Annotated in this window: 26 protein-coding genes; 22 read left to right on the top strand and 4 right to left on the bottom strand. The window is 34.6% G+C overall.

The genetic code is table 11. From position 1 onward, the window contains the following. Positions 1–87: 87 nt before the first annotated feature. From QZN27_RS05940 to QZN27_RS05925, 4 genes are read right to left on the bottom strand one after another with little or no spacing between them, the layout of a single operon-like run. Positions 88–747 carry a DUF116 domain-containing protein gene (locus tag QZN27_RS05940; RefSeq protein WP_296784955.1) on the bottom strand — a complete coding sequence of 220 codons (660 nt, stop codon included), beginning with the start codon at positions 745–747 and terminating at the stop codon, positions 88–90. Positions 748–755: 8 nt separating this feature from the next. Then, positions 756–1,208, bottom strand: a complete 453-nt coding sequence (locus tag QZN27_RS05935; RefSeq protein ID WP_296784954.1) for a hypothetical protein — start codon at positions 1,206–1,208, stop codon at positions 756–758. Between the two features lie 36 nt (positions 1,209–1,244). Next, the gene (locus QZN27_RS05930) at positions 1,245–1,400 is read right to left on the bottom strand and encodes a hypothetical protein (protein ID WP_165814026.1); all 156 of its coding nucleotides are present in this window, start codon (positions 1,398–1,400) and stop codon (positions 1,245–1,247) included. Between the two features lie 46 nt (positions 1,401–1,446). After that, positions 1,447–2,463: a tetratricopeptide repeat protein gene (locus tag QZN27_RS05925; protein ID WP_296784953.1), complete on the bottom strand. Its 1,017-nt coding sequence runs from the start codon at positions 2,461–2,463 to the stop codon at positions 1,447–1,449. A 117-nt stretch (positions 2,464–2,580) separates the two neighbouring features. Between QZN27_RS05925 and thsA the strand changes: the two genes are divergently transcribed. The 22 genes from thsA (at position 2,581) to argH (ending at position 22,038) form a co-directional block, all read left to right on the top strand. After that, complete coding sequence (gene thsA, locus QZN27_RS05920) at positions 2,581–4,236, top strand: thermosome subunit alpha (RefSeq protein ID WP_296784952.1); 1,656 nt, start codon at positions 2,581–2,583, stop codon at positions 4,234–4,236. Positions 4,237–4,651: 415 nt separating this feature from the next. Further along, on the top strand, positions 4,652–8,257 hold the full coding sequence (locus tag QZN27_RS05915; RefSeq protein WP_296784951.1) for a transglutaminase domain-containing protein: 3,606 nt from the start codon (positions 4,652–4,654) through the stop codon (positions 8,255–8,257). A 127-nt stretch (positions 8,258–8,384) separates the two neighbouring features. Next, on the top strand, positions 8,385–9,098 hold the full coding sequence (locus QZN27_RS05910) for a metal-dependent transcriptional regulator (RefSeq protein WP_296784950.1): 714 nt from the start codon (positions 8,385–8,387) through the stop codon (positions 9,096–9,098). A 96-nt stretch (positions 9,099–9,194) separates the two neighbouring features. Then, positions 9,195–9,710: a tRNA-intron lyase gene (gene endA, locus QZN27_RS05905; protein ID WP_296784949.1), complete on the top strand. Its 516-nt coding sequence runs from the start codon at positions 9,195–9,197 to the stop codon at positions 9,708–9,710. Between the two features lie 98 nt (positions 9,711–9,808). Continuing rightward, on the top strand, positions 9,809–10,906 hold the full coding sequence (locus QZN27_RS05900) for a tryptophan--tRNA ligase (protein WP_296784948.1): 1,098 nt from the start codon (positions 9,809–9,811) through the stop codon (positions 10,904–10,906). Further along, a complete protein-coding gene (locus QZN27_RS05895) occupies positions 10,903–11,520 on the top strand; it encodes a stage II sporulation protein M (protein WP_296784947.1) in 618 nt (205 codons plus the stop codon). Before QZN27_RS05900 ends, QZN27_RS05895 begins: the two co-directional genes overlap by 4 nt. A 33-nt stretch (positions 11,521–11,553) precedes the next feature. Next, positions 11,554–12,750, top strand: coding sequence for a threonine synthase (gene thrC / locus QZN27_RS05890; RefSeq protein ID WP_296784945.1), 1,197 nt, complete (start codon positions 11,554–11,556; stop codon positions 12,748–12,750). A 249-nt stretch (positions 12,751–12,999) separates the two neighbouring features. Next, positions 13,000–13,200 carry a histone family protein gene (locus tag QZN27_RS05885; protein WP_292801799.1) on the top strand — a complete coding sequence of 67 codons (201 nt, stop codon included), beginning with the start codon at positions 13,000–13,002 and terminating at the stop codon, positions 13,198–13,200. Positions 13,201–13,578: 378 nt separating this feature from the next. Then, positions 13,579–13,947 (top strand): 50S ribosomal protein L7Ae, encoded by a 369-nt coding sequence (rpl7ae, locus tag QZN27_RS05880; protein WP_296784943.1) that lies wholly within the window; start codon positions 13,579–13,581, stop codon positions 13,945–13,947. A gap of 34 nt (positions 13,948–13,981) precedes the next feature. Beyond that, positions 13,982–14,188, top strand: coding sequence for a 30S ribosomal protein S28e (locus QZN27_RS05875; protein ID WP_292801795.1), 207 nt, complete (start codon positions 13,982–13,984; stop codon positions 14,186–14,188). A 14-nt stretch (positions 14,189–14,202) separates the two neighbouring features. Continuing rightward, positions 14,203–14,364: a 50S ribosomal protein L24e gene (locus QZN27_RS05870; protein WP_292886237.1), complete on the top strand. Its 162-nt coding sequence runs from the start codon at positions 14,203–14,205 to the stop codon at positions 14,362–14,364. Continuing rightward, positions 14,361–14,813: a nucleoside-diphosphate kinase gene (gene ndk, locus QZN27_RS05865; RefSeq protein ID WP_292603960.1), complete on the top strand. Its 453-nt coding sequence runs from the start codon at positions 14,361–14,363 to the stop codon at positions 14,811–14,813. The genes QZN27_RS05870 and ndk overlap by 4 nt, the downstream gene beginning before the upstream one ends. Positions 14,814–14,851: 38 nt before the next feature. After that, complete coding sequence (infB, locus tag QZN27_RS05860) at positions 14,852–16,642, top strand: translation initiation factor IF-2 (protein WP_296784937.1); 1,791 nt, start codon at positions 14,852–14,854, stop codon at positions 16,640–16,642. A gap of 35 nt (positions 16,643–16,677) precedes the next feature. After that, the gene (locus tag QZN27_RS05855) at positions 16,678–17,064 is read left to right on the top strand and encodes a 30S ribosomal protein S6e (RefSeq protein WP_296784935.1); all 387 of its coding nucleotides are present in this window, start codon (positions 16,678–16,680) and stop codon (positions 17,062–17,064) included. A gap of 51 nt (positions 17,065–17,115) precedes the next feature. Then, on the top strand, positions 17,116–18,330 hold the full coding sequence (locus QZN27_RS05850; RefSeq protein ID WP_296784933.1) for a translation initiation factor IF-2 subunit gamma: 1,215 nt from the start codon (positions 17,116–17,118) through the stop codon (positions 18,328–18,330). A 9-nt stretch (positions 18,331–18,339) separates the two neighbouring features. Then, the gene (locus QZN27_RS05845; RefSeq protein ID WP_296784930.1) at positions 18,340–18,732 is read left to right on the top strand and encodes a PIN domain-containing protein; all 393 of its coding nucleotides are present in this window, start codon (positions 18,340–18,342) and stop codon (positions 18,730–18,732) included. A gap of 36 nt (positions 18,733–18,768) precedes the next feature. Further along, positions 18,769–19,350, top strand: coding sequence for a DNA-directed RNA polymerase (locus tag QZN27_RS05840; RefSeq protein WP_296784927.1), 582 nt, complete (start codon positions 18,769–18,771; stop codon positions 19,348–19,350). Further along, the gene (gene spt4 / locus QZN27_RS05835; RefSeq protein WP_292603973.1) at positions 19,350–19,526 is read left to right on the top strand and encodes a transcription elongation factor subunit Spt4; all 177 of its coding nucleotides are present in this window, start codon (positions 19,350–19,352) and stop codon (positions 19,524–19,526) included. Before QZN27_RS05840 ends, spt4 begins: the two co-directional genes overlap by 1 nt. A gap of 10 nt (positions 19,527–19,536) precedes the next feature. After that, on the top strand, positions 19,537–20,046 hold the full coding sequence (locus tag QZN27_RS05830; RefSeq protein ID WP_296784922.1) for a GTP-dependent dephospho-CoA kinase family protein: 510 nt from the start codon (positions 19,537–19,539) through the stop codon (positions 20,044–20,046). 18 nt (positions 20,047–20,064) lie between these two features. After that, a complete protein-coding gene (locus QZN27_RS05825) occupies positions 20,065–20,385 on the top strand; it encodes a 30S ribosomal protein S24e (RefSeq protein ID WP_296784919.1) in 321 nt (106 codons plus the stop codon). 9 nt (positions 20,386–20,394) lie between these two features. Further along, positions 20,395–20,547, top strand: coding sequence for a 30S ribosomal protein S27ae (locus QZN27_RS05820; RefSeq protein WP_067042875.1), 153 nt, complete (start codon positions 20,395–20,397; stop codon positions 20,545–20,547). 69 nt (positions 20,548–20,616) lie between these two features. After that, the gene (gene argH, locus QZN27_RS05815) at positions 20,617–22,038 is read left to right on the top strand and encodes an argininosuccinate lyase (protein ID WP_296784916.1); all 1,422 of its coding nucleotides are present in this window, start codon (positions 20,617–20,619) and stop codon (positions 22,036–22,038) included. Positions 22,039–22,289: the final 251 nt, after the last annotated feature.

Genomic DNA, 22,289 nt, shown 5'->3' with positions numbered 1-22,289 from the left:
AAGATTTGGATAAAAGAAAAGAAGAATTTATTAAGGATTTGAATGAATTTATAAAAGAATTCAGTGAAACTCCCGAATCTAGAGAATTCATGTCTTATTTTGATTAGGGTATTTGGAATCTATTTTTTCAAATACTTTTTTAACATTTACTTTTGTTTCATAACAGCCTGTTTTCTCAAGCAGAACTCCCTGCGGACAGAAATCTGACAATAACATCATCATCTGGTTCAAATCCTCATGACAGGCAACGCCGAGAACAGCCTGGAATTTGTTCTCCATTACTATTTTTTTAACGAAGCTTGATCCCGGAACAATGTATAATTTATAGCCTAACGGTTCGGATTTTTTCTTTATTGCTCCGATTGAACATAATCCGCATTCGCTGCAGTTCAAGCCTTCCTTTTGAAGTGGTGCCGGACAGTCCCTGTGCCTGAGGCAGTGAGGTAAAAAGATCAATGTCTTTTCAGCAGGAATGTGTCTGAATCGTTCCCTGTTGAGGTCGTCCCTTACCTTTATTGCAATGTTGTCAATCAGATGGTCATCCAATTTTAAGAAGCTGGCGATTGTCTTGAAAGGTGAATATAATAAATCGACAATGTATAATAGAAACCTTGGAAACTTTATCTGGTTTTTACGGGCTATCAGATATCCTAAAATCAACACCACAATAAATAATATGGCAATCAGAATAGCTATAAAAACTACCAGTTGGCCTAAAAACATGTAAAAGGAGTCAATAAAAATCATATTTCAACCTAAAATTTTTCAATAGTATAATTCTCAAAGTCTTTGTTTAATTTCACGCCGGTGGGTGTCTTTATTATCTCAAGTCCGGACAGACTGTCACAGGAACATAGGACGTTCTGTTCGGGATGTGTTCCAGGTGTGATGTTGCAGTTCAGGTTTACTCCGTCTCCTATTGATATTACTGTTTCTAAACGTTTTGTTGATGGATGGTCCTTGTTTAGGATTACTAGTGGTGAGGATTCTTCACGGCTGAGATATGCCTGTGAACGAATGGCCCTTTTATCTTTTTTGAAGTTTGATACTGCGATAATGTCGTCTGATTCTAAAAATTGGACTATCTCTTCATTGTCCTGTGTTGCAATGAAAAGCATTTTGTTTTCATAAGATACCTTTACAACACCGACCATTCCGGTTTCCCCTTCGAGAAATAGTATTTCATCATCTTTAAAATCAATATTCATATTATCACTAAAAAAATAAAAGGAGAGTAAATAAATTTACTCTGCAAGTTCTACATTGTCACTTTGACAGGACGGACAAACTACTTTTTTTCCAAGTCCCTTAAAGGAATTTCCACAGTCTTTACAATGGTATTTTTTGGTTTTCAATTTTTTCAAATCAATATCGGCCATTGGCCCTCCACTTGAACACATTATAAATCACCTGTTATATAATATATATTATATATTATTAATAAGTTTAGTTTTCCAGTTTCTTTCTGGTTTCATTAATTCTTTCAAGTGTTTGACTGTCATTGTCCAAATCAAATTTCAATTCTAGAAAATATAACAATTGATTATATAGCTTGTTTTTATCATATTCTTCAATCAACTCATTTAAAGCATCTGAAATGAATGGATTTACTCCCAATTGAATGTTTTTGCCTGCAATAATGTCAATGCATTCTTTCAGGGACAATTCGATGTTGTCGTTTTTTGATTGAATGAATTTGATTTCGGCATATGCAAGGGGACTTGCCTCAAACTCCATGCTGAAGATGTATAGTGCAAGGGCTGTTTTCATGTCATTTTCTTCCACATAATAATATCCCAGGTTTCTGTAGCATCTTGCAATGTCTTGAGGGTAATATGCGTATTTCAGTGCATCTGATGTGCGAAGGACATATTCATTGAATGTGTAGGTGTGCATCTTATATATTTCAGTCAATTCCAGTATGATTCTTGATGAGACCGGATTGATCTTAATGGCTTTTTTGAGGTATTCTTCCGCCTTTTCGTATTGTTTGTCTTCAAGAAGCAGAAATCCATAAACATAATACAAATCAAGCAACGGCTGGTTGTCCGGAATATACCTAAGTTCCTTTTTCAATCCGATATATTTTCTAAAAATCAGCTCTTCCAGCGGATTTGTAAAGTAATGGTATTCGCTTACGTTATCGTCTTCAAACATTTCGGGAAATGTTTGCATGAACTCATCAAGCTCTTTTAGAGGTGTTTCATAATTTCCGTTTTCAATGTCAAAATATATGTCGTTGAGAATGTCAAGTATCGGATTTTCCTTTTCGGACAGTTCTATGAACTCCTGCTTTTCGTCATCGCTTAGGCAATCCCACATCATGCGGGAGATTTCCTTGATTATTTCCTTGTTGTATGGATGATCCTTATAGACTTCTATCTGGCTGGATAAGTATTGTCTGTTCAAATCCTTGTTTTCACCTAAGTTAGATTTTATTTCTTTTATTATTTTCTCGTACATTAACACACCTGAAGTTACTTTAATGGGCAATGTTTTTATATTACCTCTTACCTATTTATTAATGTATAAAAACTTAGTTTTATATTTTATTTAAAAAAATTTTAAGGTGATTATTAAATGGCAAATCAACCAATATTTATCCTTCCTGAAGGAACCGAAAGATATTCAAAAAGAGATGCTTTAAGAATGAATATCACAGCTGCTAAAGTATTGGCAGGAATTGTAAGAACTACTCTTGGTCCTAAAGGAATGGACAAAATGTTAACTAGTTCATTAGGTGATGTAACTGTCACCAACGATGGTGCAACCATCATGAGAGAAATGGAAATCAACCAGCCTGCAGCTAGAATGCTTGTAGAAACAGCAAAAAAACAAGAAGAAATCGTCGGAGATGGAACCACTTCTGTTGTCGTTGTTGCTGGTGAATTATTATCCAAAGCTGAAGAATTGTTGGAAGATGGAATTGCAACATCCGTTGTTGTTAAAGGATACAGAAATGCAACTAAAAAAGCAGTTGAATTATTAAAAGAAATCGCAATTGATGCAGATGATGAAGATACTCTTAAAAAAGTGGCTGTTACTGCAATGAGCGGTAAAGGTTCAGACTATGCAAAAGAACACTTGGCAGATTTAGTAGTGGAAGCTGCATTAAGAATCAAGGAAGATGGAAAATCCGACATTGACAACATTAACATTCAAAGGGTTTCCGGAGATTCCGTAGAGGACTCCTTTTTAGCTGAAGGTATCATCATCGATAAAGCTCCAGTATCCAAAAATATGCCTAAAGATGTTAAAGATGCAAAAATTGCCATCATGAAATATCCTATTGAATTAAAAGATGTTAATACTGATACTAAAATTGATATAACCAGTCCTGACCAATTCGAAGCATTCATTAAACAGGAAGAAGACATGATTAAAGAGTTAGTCGACAAAGTCATCGACTCTGGAGTAAACGTACTATTCTGTCAAAAAGGTATTGACGACATGGCAGAACACTACCTTAAAAAGGCAGGAATCATGGCTTTCAAACGTGTTAAAAAATCTGATATGGAAAGAATTGAAAAGGCTACCGGTGCTAAACTCGTTACAGATATTGACGATTTATCTGAAGATAAATTAGGTTATGCAGGTCATGTATATCTTGATAAAATATTTGACCACGAATTGACCTTAATCGAAGAATGTGAAAATCCAAAAGCTTCCTCAATTGTCTTAAGAGGCAGTACCCGTTATGTTACCGAACAAATCGCAAGAGCTATTGACGATGCTTTAGGAGTAGTTGGAGCAACCATTGAAGAAGGTAAAGTTCTCATTGGTGGAGGAGCTTGTGAAATCGATTTGGTAAAACAGTTAAGAGAATATGGTGAATCAGTAAGCGGAAGAGAACAATTGGCTATTTTAAAATATGCTGAAGCTTTAGAAGTTATTCCAAGAACCTTGATTGAAAATGCAGGTCTGGACACCATTAACTTAATCGCTGATTTAAAGGCTGCTCACGAAGACAACCCATTCATTGGAATCAATGTATTTGAAGGCAAAGTGGTTGACATGAAGGATGCTGGTGTAATTGAACCTTTAAGGGTTAAAATCCAAGCTCTTCAATCAGCTGGTGAAGCTGCAGAAATGATCTTGCGTATTGATGATATGATTGCAGCAAGAAATGCCCTCAATTCCACCGGACCTGATGAGACCGGAAATGATGACAGCGGTATGCCTCCAATGCCTGGTGCAGGTATGGGTGGTATGGGCGGTATGCCTCCAATGATGTAAAATTTAAAAATTTTACATTTTTTTCTTTTTTTATTATTTATGCTTATTTTTTAAAATACTTCATTAAATGCATTGTTTTTTATTCTAATTTTAATTTATTCAATGATATTAAATTAAATAACTTTTAAACATGCCCCATTTTATATTATAGTTATTAGAATAATGGCTTCTAGTTTAGTAAAGTCATGTAACTTTAAAATTTGTTTCATTTCATTTAATCCTTTTATAATCAAATCCAATAATATTTTTACTTTACAGTCAATTTTCATAAAGTTTTAACTTTATTTTTTAAAATTAAACTCATTTAATACGATTTAGTAAATAAAAAGGTTTATATAAGATATTTAAAATAAATATATGTTACGTGAGATATTTCTCACTATGTTTAAAAATTTTGTTATGGAGGTAAATTAATTTGAACAAAAAAATATTGCTCGCTTTGTTGATATTGATCACTGCTGCTTTTACAGTTGGTGCCATTTCAGCAAGTGAAGTTAATGTTACAGATTCACATGCTATTAACTTAGTAGATGACACATCAGATGCATCAGTCCCACTGGAGAATACTGCTGATTCATCAGAAATTTCTGTATCAAGTGATTCAAATGTTGATAATGATCCATCTAAAGTTTCTCTATCAAGTGAAGAAGTTTTAGAATCTGATGATTCAAATATTTTATCAACTAACTCAACCAGTAATGACCTTTCAAGCGGTGAGGGCGGGGTTGCTGACGATTCTACATCAGATGTAGTAAACGGAAGCAACGTTTCTTCAACAATAGATGTATCTAAGACAATCACTGCAAAAGACATTACTAAATATTATAAGGGAAGCACTCAATATAGCGCAACATTCTTAGATGCCTATGGTAATCCATTAGCAGATACCAATGTTCAGATTACTGTAAATGGTGTTTTACACACTGTTAAAACAAATGCGAATGGGGTGGTTTCTTTAGCGATAAATCTTAAACCTGGAACTTACAAAGTTGTTGCGGTTAATCCTGCAACAGGTTATAGCCTAACCAGAAATTTTAAAATATTATCCACCATTACTGCAAATGATATTTCCAAGGTCTATACAGACGGTAAGAAATTCACTGCAAAATTCTATAAAAGTAATGGAAAAGTGTTGGCTAAAAAAACCATCAAGTTTAAGATTAATGGAAAAACATACAAGGTAAAAACAAACAGTAAAGGTGTAGCTACTTTATCCTTAAAAACCCTTAAGAAAGGTACCTATAAGATAATTTCTTATAATACTGATGGGTTAACCAAAACAAATAAGGTTAAAGTTGTTAAAACTGTAAAAACTTCATTAACTACAAACATGTATACTTTCCTTAAGAAGGATACCAAAAGAATAAAAGTCAAGCTTCTTAACGCTTTTGGATATGCTCCTGGAAAAGGAAAGATCATCAAATTCAAAGTAAATGGAAAAACATACAATAGACAAACAAATGCTAAAGGTTTTGCAACACTTAAATTGCCATCTTTAAATGCAGGAGCCTACACTGTCAAATACAGCTTTGCAGGAAATAACTTTTATAAAAAATCCGGCGCAAGCAACAAGCTATTTGTCATAACCACTAAAAATCCTACTTTCACAGTAAAAAGTACAACCACTTTTGGTTATGGGGCAAACACTCCATTTAAAGTTGCTTTAACTGCGGGCAAAGTTCCTTTAGCAAAAAGAACTGTCACTCTTACAGTGGACGGTAAATCATACACTAAAACCACAAATAGTCAGGGAATTGTTTCTTTGCCTATTAAATTGGCTATTGGGAAATACACTATAACATACAAGAATAATGCCGAATCTAAAGTATACTCAAAAACAGTTTCCAAAGCAATAACTGTTAAGGAAAGAACTCCTACTACCATGACATGGAAAAGCGGAACTTCTTTCTATCAGGGTTCAAATTCCTTTAAAGTTTTATTGAAAAATTCAAACAATCAGGCATTGGCAAGTAAAACTGTTAAATTGACTGTAAATTCAAAAACTTATACTGCTACAACATCTTCAAGCGGTTATGCAACATTTACCGTCAGTTTAAGTCCTGGAAATTACACTGTTTCATTTAATTATGATGCAAGTGGGGATAACGATAATGCTCCGTCATCAGGATCCTCAAAAATTGAAGTTGCCAAAAGGGACGTGTCTTCAAATGGATATGGATACTGGGTTTTCGGGTCTGACATGAAAAGTGTCAATTTAAACACATTGGCCTCTCAGGGAACTAGTGATTTGTTCCTGAATTTCTATGCTTTAACTGCTCATGGTCAGAGTGCTGTGGAATCTTGGATTGCCAGTGCAAATAAACTAGGAATTAGGGTTCATATCTGGATGCAGGCATTTTATGATGGTGATTGGATTAATCCGGTTAAAAACGGTTCTCCAAATCAGGCATTCTTCAATCAGAAAATAGCTGAAGCCAAGAAATATGCAAATCTCAAAGGTGTTGCAGGTGTCCATATTGATTATCTGAGATATCCTGGTAATGCACATGCGACTTCAGGAGGTACTGCAGCAATTAACAGTTTTGTAAAACAAATCACTCAGGCAGTACGTAGTGTAAATCCAAATCTAATCCTGTCCTGTGCAGTAATGCCTGAAACAACTGATAATAAGTATTATTATGGTCAGGATATGGCTACAATCTCTCAATATATGGATGTAGTTATCCCTATGGTTTACAGGGGCAATTATAACTCTGAAACTGCATGGATTAAATCCACTACAAAGTGGTTTGTGGATAATTCCAAAGGTGCAAAGATATGGAGCGGTTTGCAGGGTTATGTTTCTGATGAGAATACTGCTAAATTGTCTCCTTCTGCAATCAAAACTGATTCACAATCAGCAATTAACGGTGGCGCTGCTGGTGTAATCATATTCAGATGGGGAGTTACTAATTTTGTCAATTTCAAATCATTGACAGGATATTTAGCTTCTTCCGGACCTGTTATAAATACTGCATCAGCTGCTGCTACAACAACTGCAACAGCTACTTCAACAGCAACAACAACCACTGCTACTTCTTCAGTAGGTACAATATCCATTAAGGATATTATTGCTGGTGCAAGTACTGTGAAATCATATTATGAAACCAATAAGAAGGTACCAAGCAGTGTCAGTGCTGGAGGACAGACTTTCACCACTCCGGAATTCTTATATCTGATGTCACAGGCAATTTACCAACTTGGTAATTCTAATAATAATGATATTGCTATCATTAGAGGCATTGCAGATCCTGAATCTCCTTTTGGTGACACTCTTAACGAGGAATTGTATAAGGCGGATTATTTGGTGGTAGCCAAAAACTTGGCCAATTATATCATCAAGAATAATCAGGCTCCGAATTATTCTTCATCTGCACTGGGAGACATTATATACTATGAAGTTGTTGATACATTTTCACGTATATTGACATTTTATGGTAATAACAATCAGTTGCCGAATTACTCAATGGTTGTCTATGGAACCACCAGTACCAGTACAAGCACAGGTACAAGTACAGTTTCAATCACCGGTTCAGGTCTGAATGAGAAAAATACATTATCAGATGTAAGTGCATATTTAAAGGCTACAACCAACTGTCCAATTACTAATTCCGCAATCAAAAGCACTGTTAATTCATTAATAAGTGGTTTAACAACCACTAAGGATAAGGCAGTGGCAATATTTAATTATGTAAGGGATAAAATTTCATACAGTTTCTATTCCGATACCAGATATGGTGCTGTAAACACATTGTCTTATAAGACCGGAAACTGTGTAGATCAATCTCACTTGTTGGTTGCTATGTACAGGACAGCAGGTATTGCTGCGAGATATGTTCATGGAACCTGTTATTTCACAAGTAGTGGAAGCACTTATGGTCACGTATGGGTTCAGGTATTGGTTGACGGTGTCTGGACTTGTGTGGATCCTACCAGTTCCAGAAACTCATTTGGAGTAATAAATAATTGGAATACTAAATCATTTACTTTACACAGTAGATATGCTAGTTTACCATTCTAATTATTTTTTTTCTTTTTATTTTTTTTAATAATCTTTATTTTTTTTATAAAATTTTCATTTCTTATTTAGGTTTACCAAAACTTTTTTATACTGTTACTTATATAGTAATAAATGTAGGTGACTTTTCATGGATGAAGCTAAAATAAGTGAAAACATTGAGGAATATTTAGAAGTTCTCTACCGTAATGGAAGCAATGGAGAACAGGTTTCCACAACACAATTATCAAAAGAGCTGGGCATTGCACCAGGAAGTGTAACCCAAATGCTTAAGAAACTAGAAGATCTCGGTTACATTACATACACTCCATACAAAGGAGCTACACTGACTGATGAAGGAATGAAAATAGCTCAAAAGATCACTAGAAAACACAGGATTTTGGAAAAATTCTTACTGGACATATTGAAAGTCAAAGAAGAAAATATTCACGATCAAGCCTGTGAAATGGAACATACATTATCAGATGAGGCCGAAAGGGCAATATGTACAATGTTGCATCATCCGGATTTATGCCCTGATGAAAATGTGATTCCTGCTTGCAATTTTGATTTTGGCAGCTGCCAGGAATGCTTCTCTCAAAAAGACTTCGACCAAGTTATGAACAGGAAATTTAATTTGTTGTCAATTTCCGAGTTAACTGGCAATGCTGATGGAACAATTTCATTCATTCGCGGAAATGCTGAACTTTTGGATGAAATTACTGATGAAGGCATTAAGGTAGGTCAGCATCTGAAATATGAGTTCATGGAAAACACATTGACAGATAATTATTCCGTTATAATTGATGATAAAGAGTTAAACATTTCCTCAGAAATGGCTAATAATATTTTCATTAGGGTTTAACTTTTTTTCAACTCTTTTTTTTACAAAAATTTTATATAATATTTTTTTCAAAGTAATAAGCATTAAATATAATTTATTTCTTTTTGCGGTGTTTTAATGCGTGGAGATTTATCTAATGATATTGTTTCAATTAAAATTGAAGAGGGAAGCAAAAGACCGATAGCTTTACATGAAAAAAGCAAATTCGGTAAAATCGAATCAGATTTCCTTCACCTTTCATTAATTGAGGCTTGCTATTTGCAGGAAAAGGGTCGTTTAGATATCTATGAGGAGGATGTCAAATGCAGTGTTGGCTATTTAATCGACCTTTTAAAGGGACAGGAGCTTTACGGCAAATATGTTGTTTATCGTGACTTGAAAGACCGTGGTTATGTTATCAAAACCGGTTTTAAGTATGGCACCGAATTTAGGTTGTATAATCGTGGAGGAGGTCCTGGTCAGGGGCATTCCGATTATCTGGTCAAAATAATCTTTGAAAATTATGACATCAATGCGCTTGATTTTGCAAGTTATGTGAGAGTTTCTCATGGTGTTAACAAGAAACTTCTTTTGGCAATTGTCGATGAGGATTTTGACATAACCTACTATAATATCGAATGGACTAGACCATAAGTTTAATTAAAGAAATCATTTATATTTTAATATACTTTTATATTTACTATAATAATTTTTAATCGTAAGTTTAATTTAACATTAGTAGTGGTGATAATATGGCAGATTTAATCGATCCATGGGCATCATTCAGCCTAGATTATGATAAGTTAGTTAACAAATTTGGTATTGGTAAAATTTCAGACATGATTGGAGATGTTAAAAATCCTCAAAGACTGATGAAAAGGGGAGTAATCTTCGGACACAGAGAATTCAATGAAATAAATAATTTAATCAATCAAAATAAAGATTTTGCTGTTGTAACCGGTATGATGCCAAGTGGACAAATGCATATTGGTCATAAGATGGTAGTTGACCAAATCAAATGGTATCAGGACATGGGGGCAATGTTGTCCTTGCCGATTGCAGACCTTGAAGCATATGCCGCACGTGACATGAGCTTTGAAAAGGGCCGTGAAATTGCAGTAAACGAATATCTGACAAATTGGATTGCATTGGGCCTTGACCTTGAAAGGGATAATGTAAATGTTTATTTGCAATCACAAAATAACCTGCTGAAGAATTTGGCATTCAAGGCTTCAATCAAAACCAACTTCAGTCAGTTAAGGGCTATTTACGGTTTTGAAAATTCAACAAACATTGCTCACGTTCAGGCACCTTTATTCCAGGTTGCAGACATTTTGCTTCCACAGATTGAAGAGTTCGGAGGTCCCAAAAAGGTTGTTGTTCCTGTAGGAATAGACCAGGACCCTCACATAAGGCTAACAAGAGATATTGCACATAAGCTCAATGAAGAAGAGGGATTCATATCACCCGCTTCCACATATCACAGGTTCCTGACAGGTCTGACCGGTGACAAGATGAGCAGTTCAAAGCCGGCTACTGCAATCTATCTCAACGATGACACCAAAACCGCCGTTAAAAAGGTCAAATCTGCAAAAACCGGTGGAAGAGAAACCTTGAAAGAGCAGGAGGAATTGGGCGGCGAAGTCGACAAATGTGTAATATACGAAATGCTGTTATACCATTTCATCGATGATGATTCTGAGCTTGAAAAAATCAGACAGGACTGTTTGAACGGAACATTGAGATGCGGTGAATGCAAACTCAGAACCGCCGAGCTGATGGAAGAGTTCATGGATGATTTGCACGAAAAGCAAGTTGAAGCAAGAGAAGTTGCCAAAACATTGATATGATTCTTGAAGAAGTTAAATCTGCATTTCGTGAAAATAAATTGGCTGTTTATGCATCAGTAGCTATTTTATTCATTTCTTTGCTATTAGGCTATTTTTTAGAGCCGTATCTGTATAGCTATTTCAATCCTGTGGTTGAGGATTTGACCCATCAGGTCCAGCAGGGCACTATCAAATTAACTTTCCAGAGCATATTCCTGAATAATATTCGGATTGTGATTGCAATGTTCCTATTTGGAGTGACATGCTTCATTTCGGCAGTGATACTTGGATTTAATGGCTTTTTTGCAGGTTACTATGTAGCGACAACCGATGATTTGTTTCAGTCCCTGCTTTTAATAGTTCCTCATGGCATTTTTGAATTTTCATCATGCATATTGGCTTGCGCATCAGGATTTGTATTATTTAACTTTGTGTTCAAGTTCCTCAAAACATTGTATGGCCAGGACAATGGACCGGTTAAGGAGCTATTGAGAATTTCGTTTGATGAAAGTGTCGTTAAATTAAAACAGGCAATAATTCTCTTTGTTATTGCTTCAATATTGATGGCAATTGCAGGTTTTGTTGAAACTTATTTGACACTCCCTATTGCCGAATTGATATTAAATTTTATATAAAACTAATTAAAAAGATATAGATAGTGATTTTTTATGATAAGATGTGTTTCTTGTGGAGAAGAATATGATGACGATGAAGTAATCTACACCTGTGAAAAGTGTGGGTCAGTACTTGAGCTCGTCAATGAGATAGATGTTTCAAAAGACATTTTTGATGGTAGAAGAGATAATTTATGGAAATTTAAAGAGTGCATTCCTGTAGATGAGACAAAAATCGTTTCCCTTGATGAAGGTGGAACCCCATTCTGCAAATGTGACAAATTAGGTGAAGAGCTAGGAGTCAACCTCTATGTTAAAGTTGAAGGGTCCAACCCGACTGGAAGTTTCAAGGACAGGGGAATGACCGTAGGTATGACAAAAGCAATGGAATTGGGAGTTCATACTGTAGGTTGCGCTTCAACCGGTAACACTTCCGCATCACTTTCAGCTTATGCTGCCCGTGCAGGATTGAGATGTATCGTATTCTTGCCTTCAGGAAAGGTTGCATTAGGTAAATTGGCACAGGCAATGTTCCATGGTGCTGAAGTAATGTCAATAAATGGAAACTTTGATGAAGCTCTTGAAGCAATGACTGCTCTTGCATTAGAAAAACATCTTTACTTATTAAATTCAATCAACCCTTACAGATTGGAAGGGCAAAAAACCATAGGTTATGAAATTGTTCGTGATTTAGGATGGCAAGCTCCTGATAGAATCATCTTGCCTGTAGGTAATGCAGGTAACATTTCAGCTATCTGGAAAGGAGTTAGCGAATTCCATGATGCAGGTTTCATAAAAGATCTGCCGATGATGACTGGTATTCAGGCGGAGGGTGCATGTCCTGTTACAAATGCATTTAAGAAAGGAGACAGACGTGTTGTACCTGTAGAAAATCCAGAAACCATTGCAACAGCAATACGTATTGGTGCTCCGGTCAGTGACATTAAAGCTTTAAATGCTATTTATGATTCAAATGGTTACTCAGAAACTGTAACTGATGAGGAAATCCTTGATGCACAAAAATTATTGGCAAGAACTGAGGGTATTGGTGTTGAACCGGCATCAGCCGCTTCTATTGCAGGTCTTAAAAAACTTGTAGCGGAAAGTGTAATTGATAAAGGTGAAACCATTACTTGTGTAGTTACTGGACACCTGCTTAAAGATCCTAATACTGCTATTGATGCATGTACACAACCTACACAGGTTGATGCTGATATAGATACTTTAAGAGAGATTTTGATGAACAAATAAATATTGCTTTAAATCTCTTTTAATTTTAATTTTTTCTTTTAATTCTTTTATATTCGAACAAAATTTATACTTTTTTTAATTAAACCGATATATGAAAAACATTTCAAAATATATTCATGTCACTATTTATGTTAAAATATCATGGTAAGATATGTTGAAATTTTTAAAAATCACCGATGTAACACCAATAGATTTATATATAAGCAAATTAAAACTATTATTAACCAAGTTAAATGTGAGGTGTAAATTATGAGTGAATTACCAATTGCTCCTGTAGGCAGAGTCCTCAAAAATGCTGGTGCACAAAGAGTAAGTGATGATGCAAAAGTCGCTTTAACCGAAGCAATCGAAGACTACGGTAACGAAATCGCACAAAAAGCTGTAGGATTTGCTCGCCACGCAGGCAGAAAAACCGTAAAAGCTGAAGATGTAAAATTAGCAATCAAATAGATTTGTTGATGATCATTTTCAAGATAGTAATTTTTACTATCTCTTTTACAACATTTATATACTATACTAACCAATTTATTATTGTCTAGTTCTCTAGAATTATTTCATTAATTACTAAATTTTTATTTTTAGTTTTGCTAAAAATTATTGAAATTCAGAAGTATTTGTATTGAAAGTCTAATCCCCCTATTTTTTCTTACGGGATTATATTTAGTGATATATGAATTATTCAAGAATTAGTATTATTAAATGCTATTAGATTACTCTATAAAATAATTGGAGTGGTTTAAAGCAGTAATTAAATAATATTATGATTCAAAATGGATTATAATATCTGCCGATGGATGGCAATGCCAGATGAAAAAGGAGGTATATATTATGGCAAACATTTATGTAAAATTTGACACACCTGAAGAATTAGCTAAACAAGCTGAAGAAGCATTAGAAACCGCACAATCTACTGGTAAAGTAGCAAAAGGTACTAACGAAGTAACCAAATTCATCGAAAGAGGAGATGCAGCATTAGTTGTTATCGCAGAAGATGTTGATCCTGCTGAAATCGTTGCACACATTCCTGTCTTAGCTGATGAAAAAGAAATTCCTTACGTTTACTTACCAACCAAAGAACAAGTAGGTATCGCTGCTGGTTTAACTGTTGGTACTGCTTCCGCATGTATTGTTGATGCTGGTGACGCTGAAGCTGCTGTAGCTGAAATCGTAGAAAAAGTTGCTGAATTAAAAGAATAGATAAATTCTTTTAAGGATTTTTACGGTGATTTAAATGGAAGAAGGAACTCCTGCTGAAGTCATTGAAGTTTTAAAAAGAACTGGTATGACTGGTGAGGTTATGCAAATCAAATGCAGAATCCTCGATGGTAGAGACAAAGGAAGAATTTTAACAAGAAACATTATGGGTCCTGTAAGAAAAGGCGACATTTTAATGTTACTTGATACAATTAGAGAAGCTAAAGAAATTAGAACTCCTTAAGAAGGTGTAAAAGCATGAGAACTTGTTCATTCTGTAATAAAGAAATAGAAGAAGGTACAGGAAAAATGTACGTTAAAAGAGACGGTTCAATTTATTTCTTTTGTAGCAGCAAATGCGAAAAAAATATGATTAAACTCGGAAGAGTTCCAAGAAAAGTTAAATGGGTTAAACAATGATTCAAAAAAGTTTTGTAATGATGAAACCAGACGCTGTTCAAAGACGTCTCATGGGTAAAATATTATCCCGTTTTGAAGATAAAGGTCTTCAAATCGTAGCATGTAAATTAATTCAAATTGATGAAGATTTAGCAAAAACTCATTATGGAGAACACGCTGAAAAACCATTTTTCCCAAGTTTAGTTGAGTATATTACTTCTTCACCATGTCTTGCAATGGTGATTCAAGGAGAAGAAGCTATTACCACTATTAGAAAAATCGTTGGAGCAACCAATCCTTTAGAAGCAGATCTTGGAACTATTAGAGGAGACTTTGGTATGGATACCGGAAGAAACATTATTCATGCATCAGACGCTCCTGAATCTGCAGAAAGAGAAATTGGTCTTTTCTTTAATGAAGATGAAATTTGTGATTATCAAATTATCGATAATGATTTAATTTATGAATAAATTTAGATTTTAAAAGTTTTATTATTAAAGAAGATATTATGAAAATCAGATCCCCAATTGTATCAGTTTTAGGACATGTAGACCATGGAAAAACTACATTATTAGATTATATTAGAGGTAGTGCTATTGCTGATAAGGAAGCAGGAGGCATTACACAACATATTGGTGCTACAGAAATCCCAAATGATACCATTGAAGAAATCTGTGGGAATTTTATATCACGATTAACTATCAAAGATTTAATACCAGGATTATTTTTCATTGATACTCCAGGTCACGCTGCATTCACCAGTTTAAGAAAACGTGGTGGAGCTTTAGCGGATTTAGCTGTTTTAATTCTTGATATTAATGAAGGTTTTAAACCACAAACATATGAAGCAATAAATATTCTTAAGATGTATAAAACTCCTTTCATTGTTGTTGCAAACAAAATTGATATGATTTTCGGTTGGGAAACACATGAAGGAGTTTCCTTTAAAGAATCTTTCAATCAACAAGCTCCAAGCGTACAGCAAGCTTTGGATACTAAGGTTTATGAGATTGTTGGTACCCTTCACAAAGAGGGTTTCCAATCTGAAAGATTTGATAGGATCAGTAATTTCGCTTCACAAATCAGTATTATTCCGATTAGTGCTAGGTCAGGTGAAGGAATTATTGAAGTTTTGGCAATGCTTTTGGGTCTTGCTCAAGAATATTTAACAGAACAGCTTGAAATTAATGAAGACGCTCCGGCTAAAGGTACAGTATTGGAAATCAAGGAAGAAGTTGGTTTAGGTCTCACTATTGATAGTATTATTTATGATGGTGTTTTGCGAACTAATGATGAAATAGCTTTAATGACCTCTTCAAATGAAGTTTTAACAACCAAGATTAGGTCTATCTTAAGGCCACTTCCACTTGAAGAGATGAGGGATTCTAAAAAGAAATTCCAAAAGTTCGATGAAGTGGTTGCGGCTGCAGGTATTAAGATAGCTGCTCCTAATTTGGATGATGTTGTTTCAGGTTCTCCTTTAAGAGTGTTAAATGATGAGGAGAATGTGGAAGAGGAAATCCTAAAGGAAATTGAAGATATCACAATCAGCACTGATGATGAAGGTGTTTTAGTTAAAGCGGATACTTTAGGTTCCCTTGAAGCTATTGTTAAATTGCTTAAGGAATTGGACATTCCTATTCGTGAAGCGGACATTGGTGATGTAAATCGTAGAGATATAATCAATTCATCTATTGCTTTAAACGAAGATGATGCACACGGTGCAATCATTGCTTTTAATGTAAATGTTAACTCTAATTCTGTTGAGGATTTAGAAAATTCAGATGTTAAACTATTCCAGGGCGATGTAATCTATCAGATTATTGAAGATTATGAAGCATGGATTGATGAAATGGAACAAGCAAAGAAAAAGGCATTTTATGATGCTATCATAAAGCCTGCAAAATTCATGTCCTTGCCTAAATTGGTTTTCCGTCAAAGCAAACCGGCCATTATTGGAATTGAATCTATTAGCGGTACTGTTAAACAAGGTCAAACATTAATCAATAAAAATGGCGAATATGTTGGAGTTATAGCTAGTATGGAAGATAAGGGCGAAACATTACCTTCTATCCCTAGAGGTCAAAGGGTAGCTATGGCAATTAAAGATGCTATTGTTGGAAAGCATTTTGATGAAGGGGACGAATTATATGTTGATGTTCCAGAAAAACATTATAAATTCATTGAAAGGGAATTCAAGGATAAATTAACAGAAGATGAATTTGAAACTTTATATGAATTTGTTGAAATAAAACGTAAACAAGATCCGGATTGGGGTAAATTTGGTCTTTTTGAATAATAAATTTATGATTATAAAAATTATGGAGGAATACCATGGCATTCAAAATTGTTGTGTCTCAAAAAGCTGAAACCTATCAAATGGAAGTCGAAGATACTAAAGCACTTAACGGTTTAGTCATCGGCGATGAATTTGATGGTTCTATTGTTGGTTTAGATGGTTACACTTTAAAAATAACCGGTGGTAGTGATAAAAACGGTTTCACCATGAAAAAAGATGTTTCAGGTACTAGAAGAATAAAAAGTTTATTAACTGGCGGTACTGGATATCATCCTAAAGCAGATGGTGTTAAAAGAAGAAAAACCGTTAGAGGAAACACTATTGCTGATGATATAGTACAAATAAATACTGTAGTTACTGAAGCTGGTAGCAAATCAATAGCTGATATTCTTGGTGCTGGTGAAGAAGAAGAGGAAGAATAGTTTTACTATTTTTCTCATAAACTTTAACTTAAAATAAAAAGGTGGTTATCTGTGAACGTACAGTCAGATGTTAACATAGGTTTAGTTGGTCACGTAGACCATGGTAAGACTACTCTTACTAAGGCATTATCAGGCGTATGGACTGATACTCACAGTGAAGAAACAAAAAGAGGTATTTCTATTCGTTTGGGTTATGCAGACATTGAATTTAAGAAATGTCCTAACTGCGATGAACCTGAATGTTACACTACTTCTGATAAATGTGAAATCTGTGGGAGTGAAACTGAATTAATAAGAAAAGTATCTTTTGTTGATGCTCCAGGTCACGAAACTCTTATGGCAACTATGTTATCTGGTGCTGCAATTATGGATGGTGCAGTGTTAGTAATTGCTGCAAATGAGTCTTGTCCACAACCACAAACCAAAGAACATCTCATGGCGCTTGATGTAATCGGCGTTAAGGATGTTATTGTAGTTCAAAATAAAATTGATATTGTTTCAAAAGAAAGAGCTATTGAAAGTTATAATGAAATTAAGGAATTTGTTAAAGGTACCTGTGCAGAGGATGCTTTAATAATACCTGTATCCGCTCAACAAGGCGCTAACATGGATATCTTAATCGAAAACATGCTCAAGCAAATTCAACCTCCTGAAAGGAATGTTGATGATACCGCATTAATGCATGTTGCAAGATCATTTGATATCAACAAACCTGGTTCCGGTGCTGATAAAATAAAAGGTGGAGTTATCGGTGGTACATTAGTCCAAGGGACTTTCAAACTTGGCGATACTATTGAAATCAGACCAGGCCCTACCAATAATGGTAAAAGGGTTACCCTGAAATCAGAGATTATTGGTCTTGAAGCCAACGGTAAGCAAGTTGAAGAAATCGGTCCTGGAGGACTTGTCGGTATTGCAACCAAATTGGACCCATCCTTAACTAAATCAGATTCATTATCAGGAACCGTCGCAGGTGAAGAAGGCACATTACCTGATGTATTGGACGCTTTCTCAATGGAAGCCAATTTACTTGATCGTGTTGTTGGTACTAAGGAAGAGCGTGAAGTTGCTCCAATTAAGATTAAAGAACCATTAATGATTAATTGTGGTACTACAACTACTATTGGTGTTGTCACTTCAACTAAGAAAAATGATGTAGATGTCACTCTTAAATTGCCGGTATGCGCAAGCCCTGGTGATAGAGTCGCTTTAAGTCGTAGAGTCGGTGCTCGTTGGAGATTGATTGGTTACGGTATTATTAAGTAGAGGTAAATGATGAACTCTAAAGAAGTTGTGATTGATACCAATTTTTTTATGGTTCCTTTTCAGTTCAATGTGGATATAATCACTGAACTCGAAAATAAATTACCTTCCTATAAATTAACTACTCCAAGCTTTGTTATCAATGAATTGAAGGGTTTAAAAAATAATAATAAAGGTAAAGTAAGGTTAAATGCGAATTTGGCCTTGAAATTAGCTAATTCTTCAAAAGTTGAAATAAAGGATATTTCATTACTTGAAAACGAAACTGTGGATGATGCGTTACTTAGAGTTTCAGAAGTTTTAGCTACAAATGATATAGAATTAAAAAATCGTGCAAAAGATAAAGGAATTACAGTTGTATATTTAAGGCAAAAAAAATATATTGCTGTTGAGGGTAAAATATAATATTAATTAAACTTATTAAAAAAATGAGGGATTATTTTGTATTATAAAACAAAAATTAAAGACATTGTAAGGATACCTCCTTACAGATTTGAAGAGCCTCTCAAAGAAGTTGCAATTAAAACATTAAATGAAACTTATGAAGGTCGTTTAGACAAAAAACTCGGTTTACTCATCTGTGTTAATGAAATAGATGATATTAGCGAAGGAAAACTCATTATGGGTGATGGAGCTTCATATCATAATGTTGTTTTTGATGCTATTTTCTTTAAACCGGAACAGCATGAGATCTTTAATGGTGAAGTAATTGATATTGCAGATTATGGTGCTTTTGTTAGAATTGGAGCTATGGATGGTTTGATTCATGTTTCTCAAGTCACTGATGATTATATTAATCATGATGGTAAAAGAGGAGCTTTAATAGCAAAAGAATCTAATAAGACTTTAGGTGTTGGTGACTTAGTAAGAGCTAGAGCGGTTAGCGTTTCTATTAAAGATGAATCCACTAACAGTATGGAAAATCATAGAAATTCTAAAATTCCACTTACTATGAGACAAAACAACTTAGGTAAATTTGAATGGATTGAAGAAGCTAAACAAAAAAGTAAGAAGGGTGAATAATGAAAGCTTGTACTGTTTGTAAAATGATTTCAAGTAAAGACCATTGTCCTAGTTGTGGAAACCCAACTTCAGATAACTGGAGCGGTCTTTTGATTATAACTGATCCTGAAGATTCTAAAATTGCTCGCGAATTAAATATTGAAATTCCAGGCGAATATTGTTTAAGAGTAAGATAAGGGTGTTTTCGTGTTAAGATTAGATACAGAATTAAATAAAGATATAATTATTGAGCTCAAAAAGCCTTTAGGCAAATTATATCCTGACTTTGAAGATGCAATTGATGAAATCAAGTCTTCCGAGTTTTTAATTTCTGTTGGTGATGCGACTTTTGCCAATCTTACCAAATACAAATTATATCCTAATATTGGTATAATTGATAATTTAATTCAAAGAAAAAATCATACTCATGAAATTATACTTGCAAATCACATTCTAAAAGTTGACAATCCTGCCGGATGCCTCACTGATGATCTATGGGAAACCATAGGCGAGGCTCTTGAATTATCTAACAATGGCGAATGTTATGTAATTGAAGTAGCGGGGGAAGAAGATCTTGCAGTTCTTCCTTGCATCTTGATGGCAAATCCTGAAACTACCATTCTATATGGTCAGCCTAATGAGGGATTGGTGCTTTTAAAAGCTGGTGATTTAAAAAATAAAGCTCAAAAGCTTATTGACGGATTTATTAATGAATAAATTAAATGAGGTTTTATCATGGAAATTGAATTTATTGAAGAAAAAGAAAATAAATTATTTAACAGAAAGGAAATTAAATTTTATGTTGATTACGATGGAGAAGCAACTCCTAAAGTATTAGATATCAAATCTAAATTAGTTGCTTTATTAAACACTAAAAAAGAATTAATCGTTGTTGACAATGTACAACCACACTACGGTGAACCTAAAGCATTAGGTTATGCTAAAGTCTACGACACTGTAGATGATTTAACTTACATTGAAACTGAACATGTAATTGCTAAAAATGCAGAACCTGAAGAAGAACCTGCTGAAGAAGAAGCAGAAGCAGAAGAATAGGTGATTTAAATGGTAAGAAAATCTGATTTATATGAAGTAGACGGAGACAAAATCGTTAGAAAAAACCAAATTTGTCCTCGTTGTGGTGAAGGCGTATTCATGGCTGACCACGGTGACAGAGTCGCTTGTGGTAAATGCGGATACACCGAAATGAAAAAATAGATTTTTTCAAATCTTTTTATTTCTTTTTTTATTTATTTTATTTTCAATTATTTTTCAGAAGGGATTTTTTTGGATAATATTAGAAACGGTCGTTTTAAAACTGGAATGACTGATGAAGCAGCTATTTACACTTCATCACTTGAAGCAGATAAACTTCTTTTTGAAGCAGATATCAAAACTAATTTTGCGCATACTTCAATGTTAAAACATGAAGGAATCATTGACGAAGAAATTGCTGATAATATTTTATGCGCTCTGGACAGCCTTAAAGAGGAAGGCTACGAAGCATTGGTATTTGACCCTTCAGTCGAAGACGTTCACATGGCTATTGAAAATTATGTAACCTCTAAAATCGGCCCTGAAGCGGGTTTTATGCACACTGCCAAATCACGTAACGATCAGGTTGCATGTGACGTTAGACTGGTTTTAAGGCAAAAGATTACTGAACTCCAGGTCGGCATTTTAGAATTCATTGAAGGCATAAATGAAATGGCTGGAGAGCATTTGGAAGATGTATTCATTGGTTTTACTCACTTGCAGCATGCTCAACCGATTACCATTGCACATCATTTGATGGCTCATGTGCAGGCCTTAAAAAGGGATTATGAACGTTTTGAGGATACTTATAAGCGTGTTAATCTAAACCCGTTAGGTTCAGCTGCAATGGCAACTACCAGTTTTCCAATCAACAGGCAATTGACCACTGATTTACTTGGTTTTGATGCATATCTGGAAAATTCAATGGATGGAGTTTCAGCAAGGGACTTTATTGCCGAAGCGGTATTTGACATGGTTTCACTTTGTACCACCTTGTCCAAAATCTGTGAAGAGCTTGTTTTATGGAGTACCTATGAATTCGGAGTTATTGAAATGGCTGATGAATATTCATCAACTTCTTCTATTATGCCTCAAAAGAAAAATCCTGATGTTGCAGAACTTGCAAGGGGAAAATGTACAATTGTCAATGGTGAATTGGTAACAATTTTAACAATCCTTAAAGCCATTCCTTATACATATAACAGGGATTTGCAGGAAATCACTCCTCATTTATGGAATTCAATTAAAGTAACTCAGGATACATTGTCCATTGTAACCAAAATGTTGCTTTCCGTTGAATTCAAAATCGACAGATGTGCTGAGCTTGCAGGTAAAAACTTTGCAACTGCAACAGACCTTGCAGACATCATGGTTCGTGAAAAGGAAATACCTTTCAGAACAGCTCATAAGATTGTTGGAAGAATCGTTAATGAAGCCACCGCAAATGACATGGCTGAAGAGGACATCACTTCCTCATTCATTGATGATATTGCAGTTGACTTAGGATTTGATGAATTGAATTTGTCAGATGATTTAATTCAAAATGCTTTAAATCCTGCTGAAAATGTCAGAATCAGATCTGTTCCGGGTGGTCCTGCACCGGAAATGGTTGAAATGGCTAGGGATAATATTAAAGCATTCTTAAATGATGAATTTGAAAAGAAAGGAATTTAATTATTCCTCTATTTTTTTAATTTTAAAATTTATTTAGGTTTACCTAAACTTTAAATACTCCAACCGACAAAAATAGTATTGCCAACATAACCACTGGTTATGTGGTGCGGTGAGATGTTAGTAGAATTACTTATTGAACCACCCCATCCTATAGAGGGTGGGGATTCCTGAATTTTTTTCACTTAATAATGGTTAATTTAAGTATTTTTTCAGGCTATCTCCGTTGAACCAGCGGTTTAGAATATTAATTG

The organism is uncultured Methanobrevibacter sp., assembly GCF_900316895.1.
Lineage (GTDB): Archaea > Methanobacteriota > Methanobacteria > Methanobacteriales > Methanobacteriaceae > Methanocatella.
This window is presented reverse-complemented; position numbering and strand designations above follow the sequence as displayed.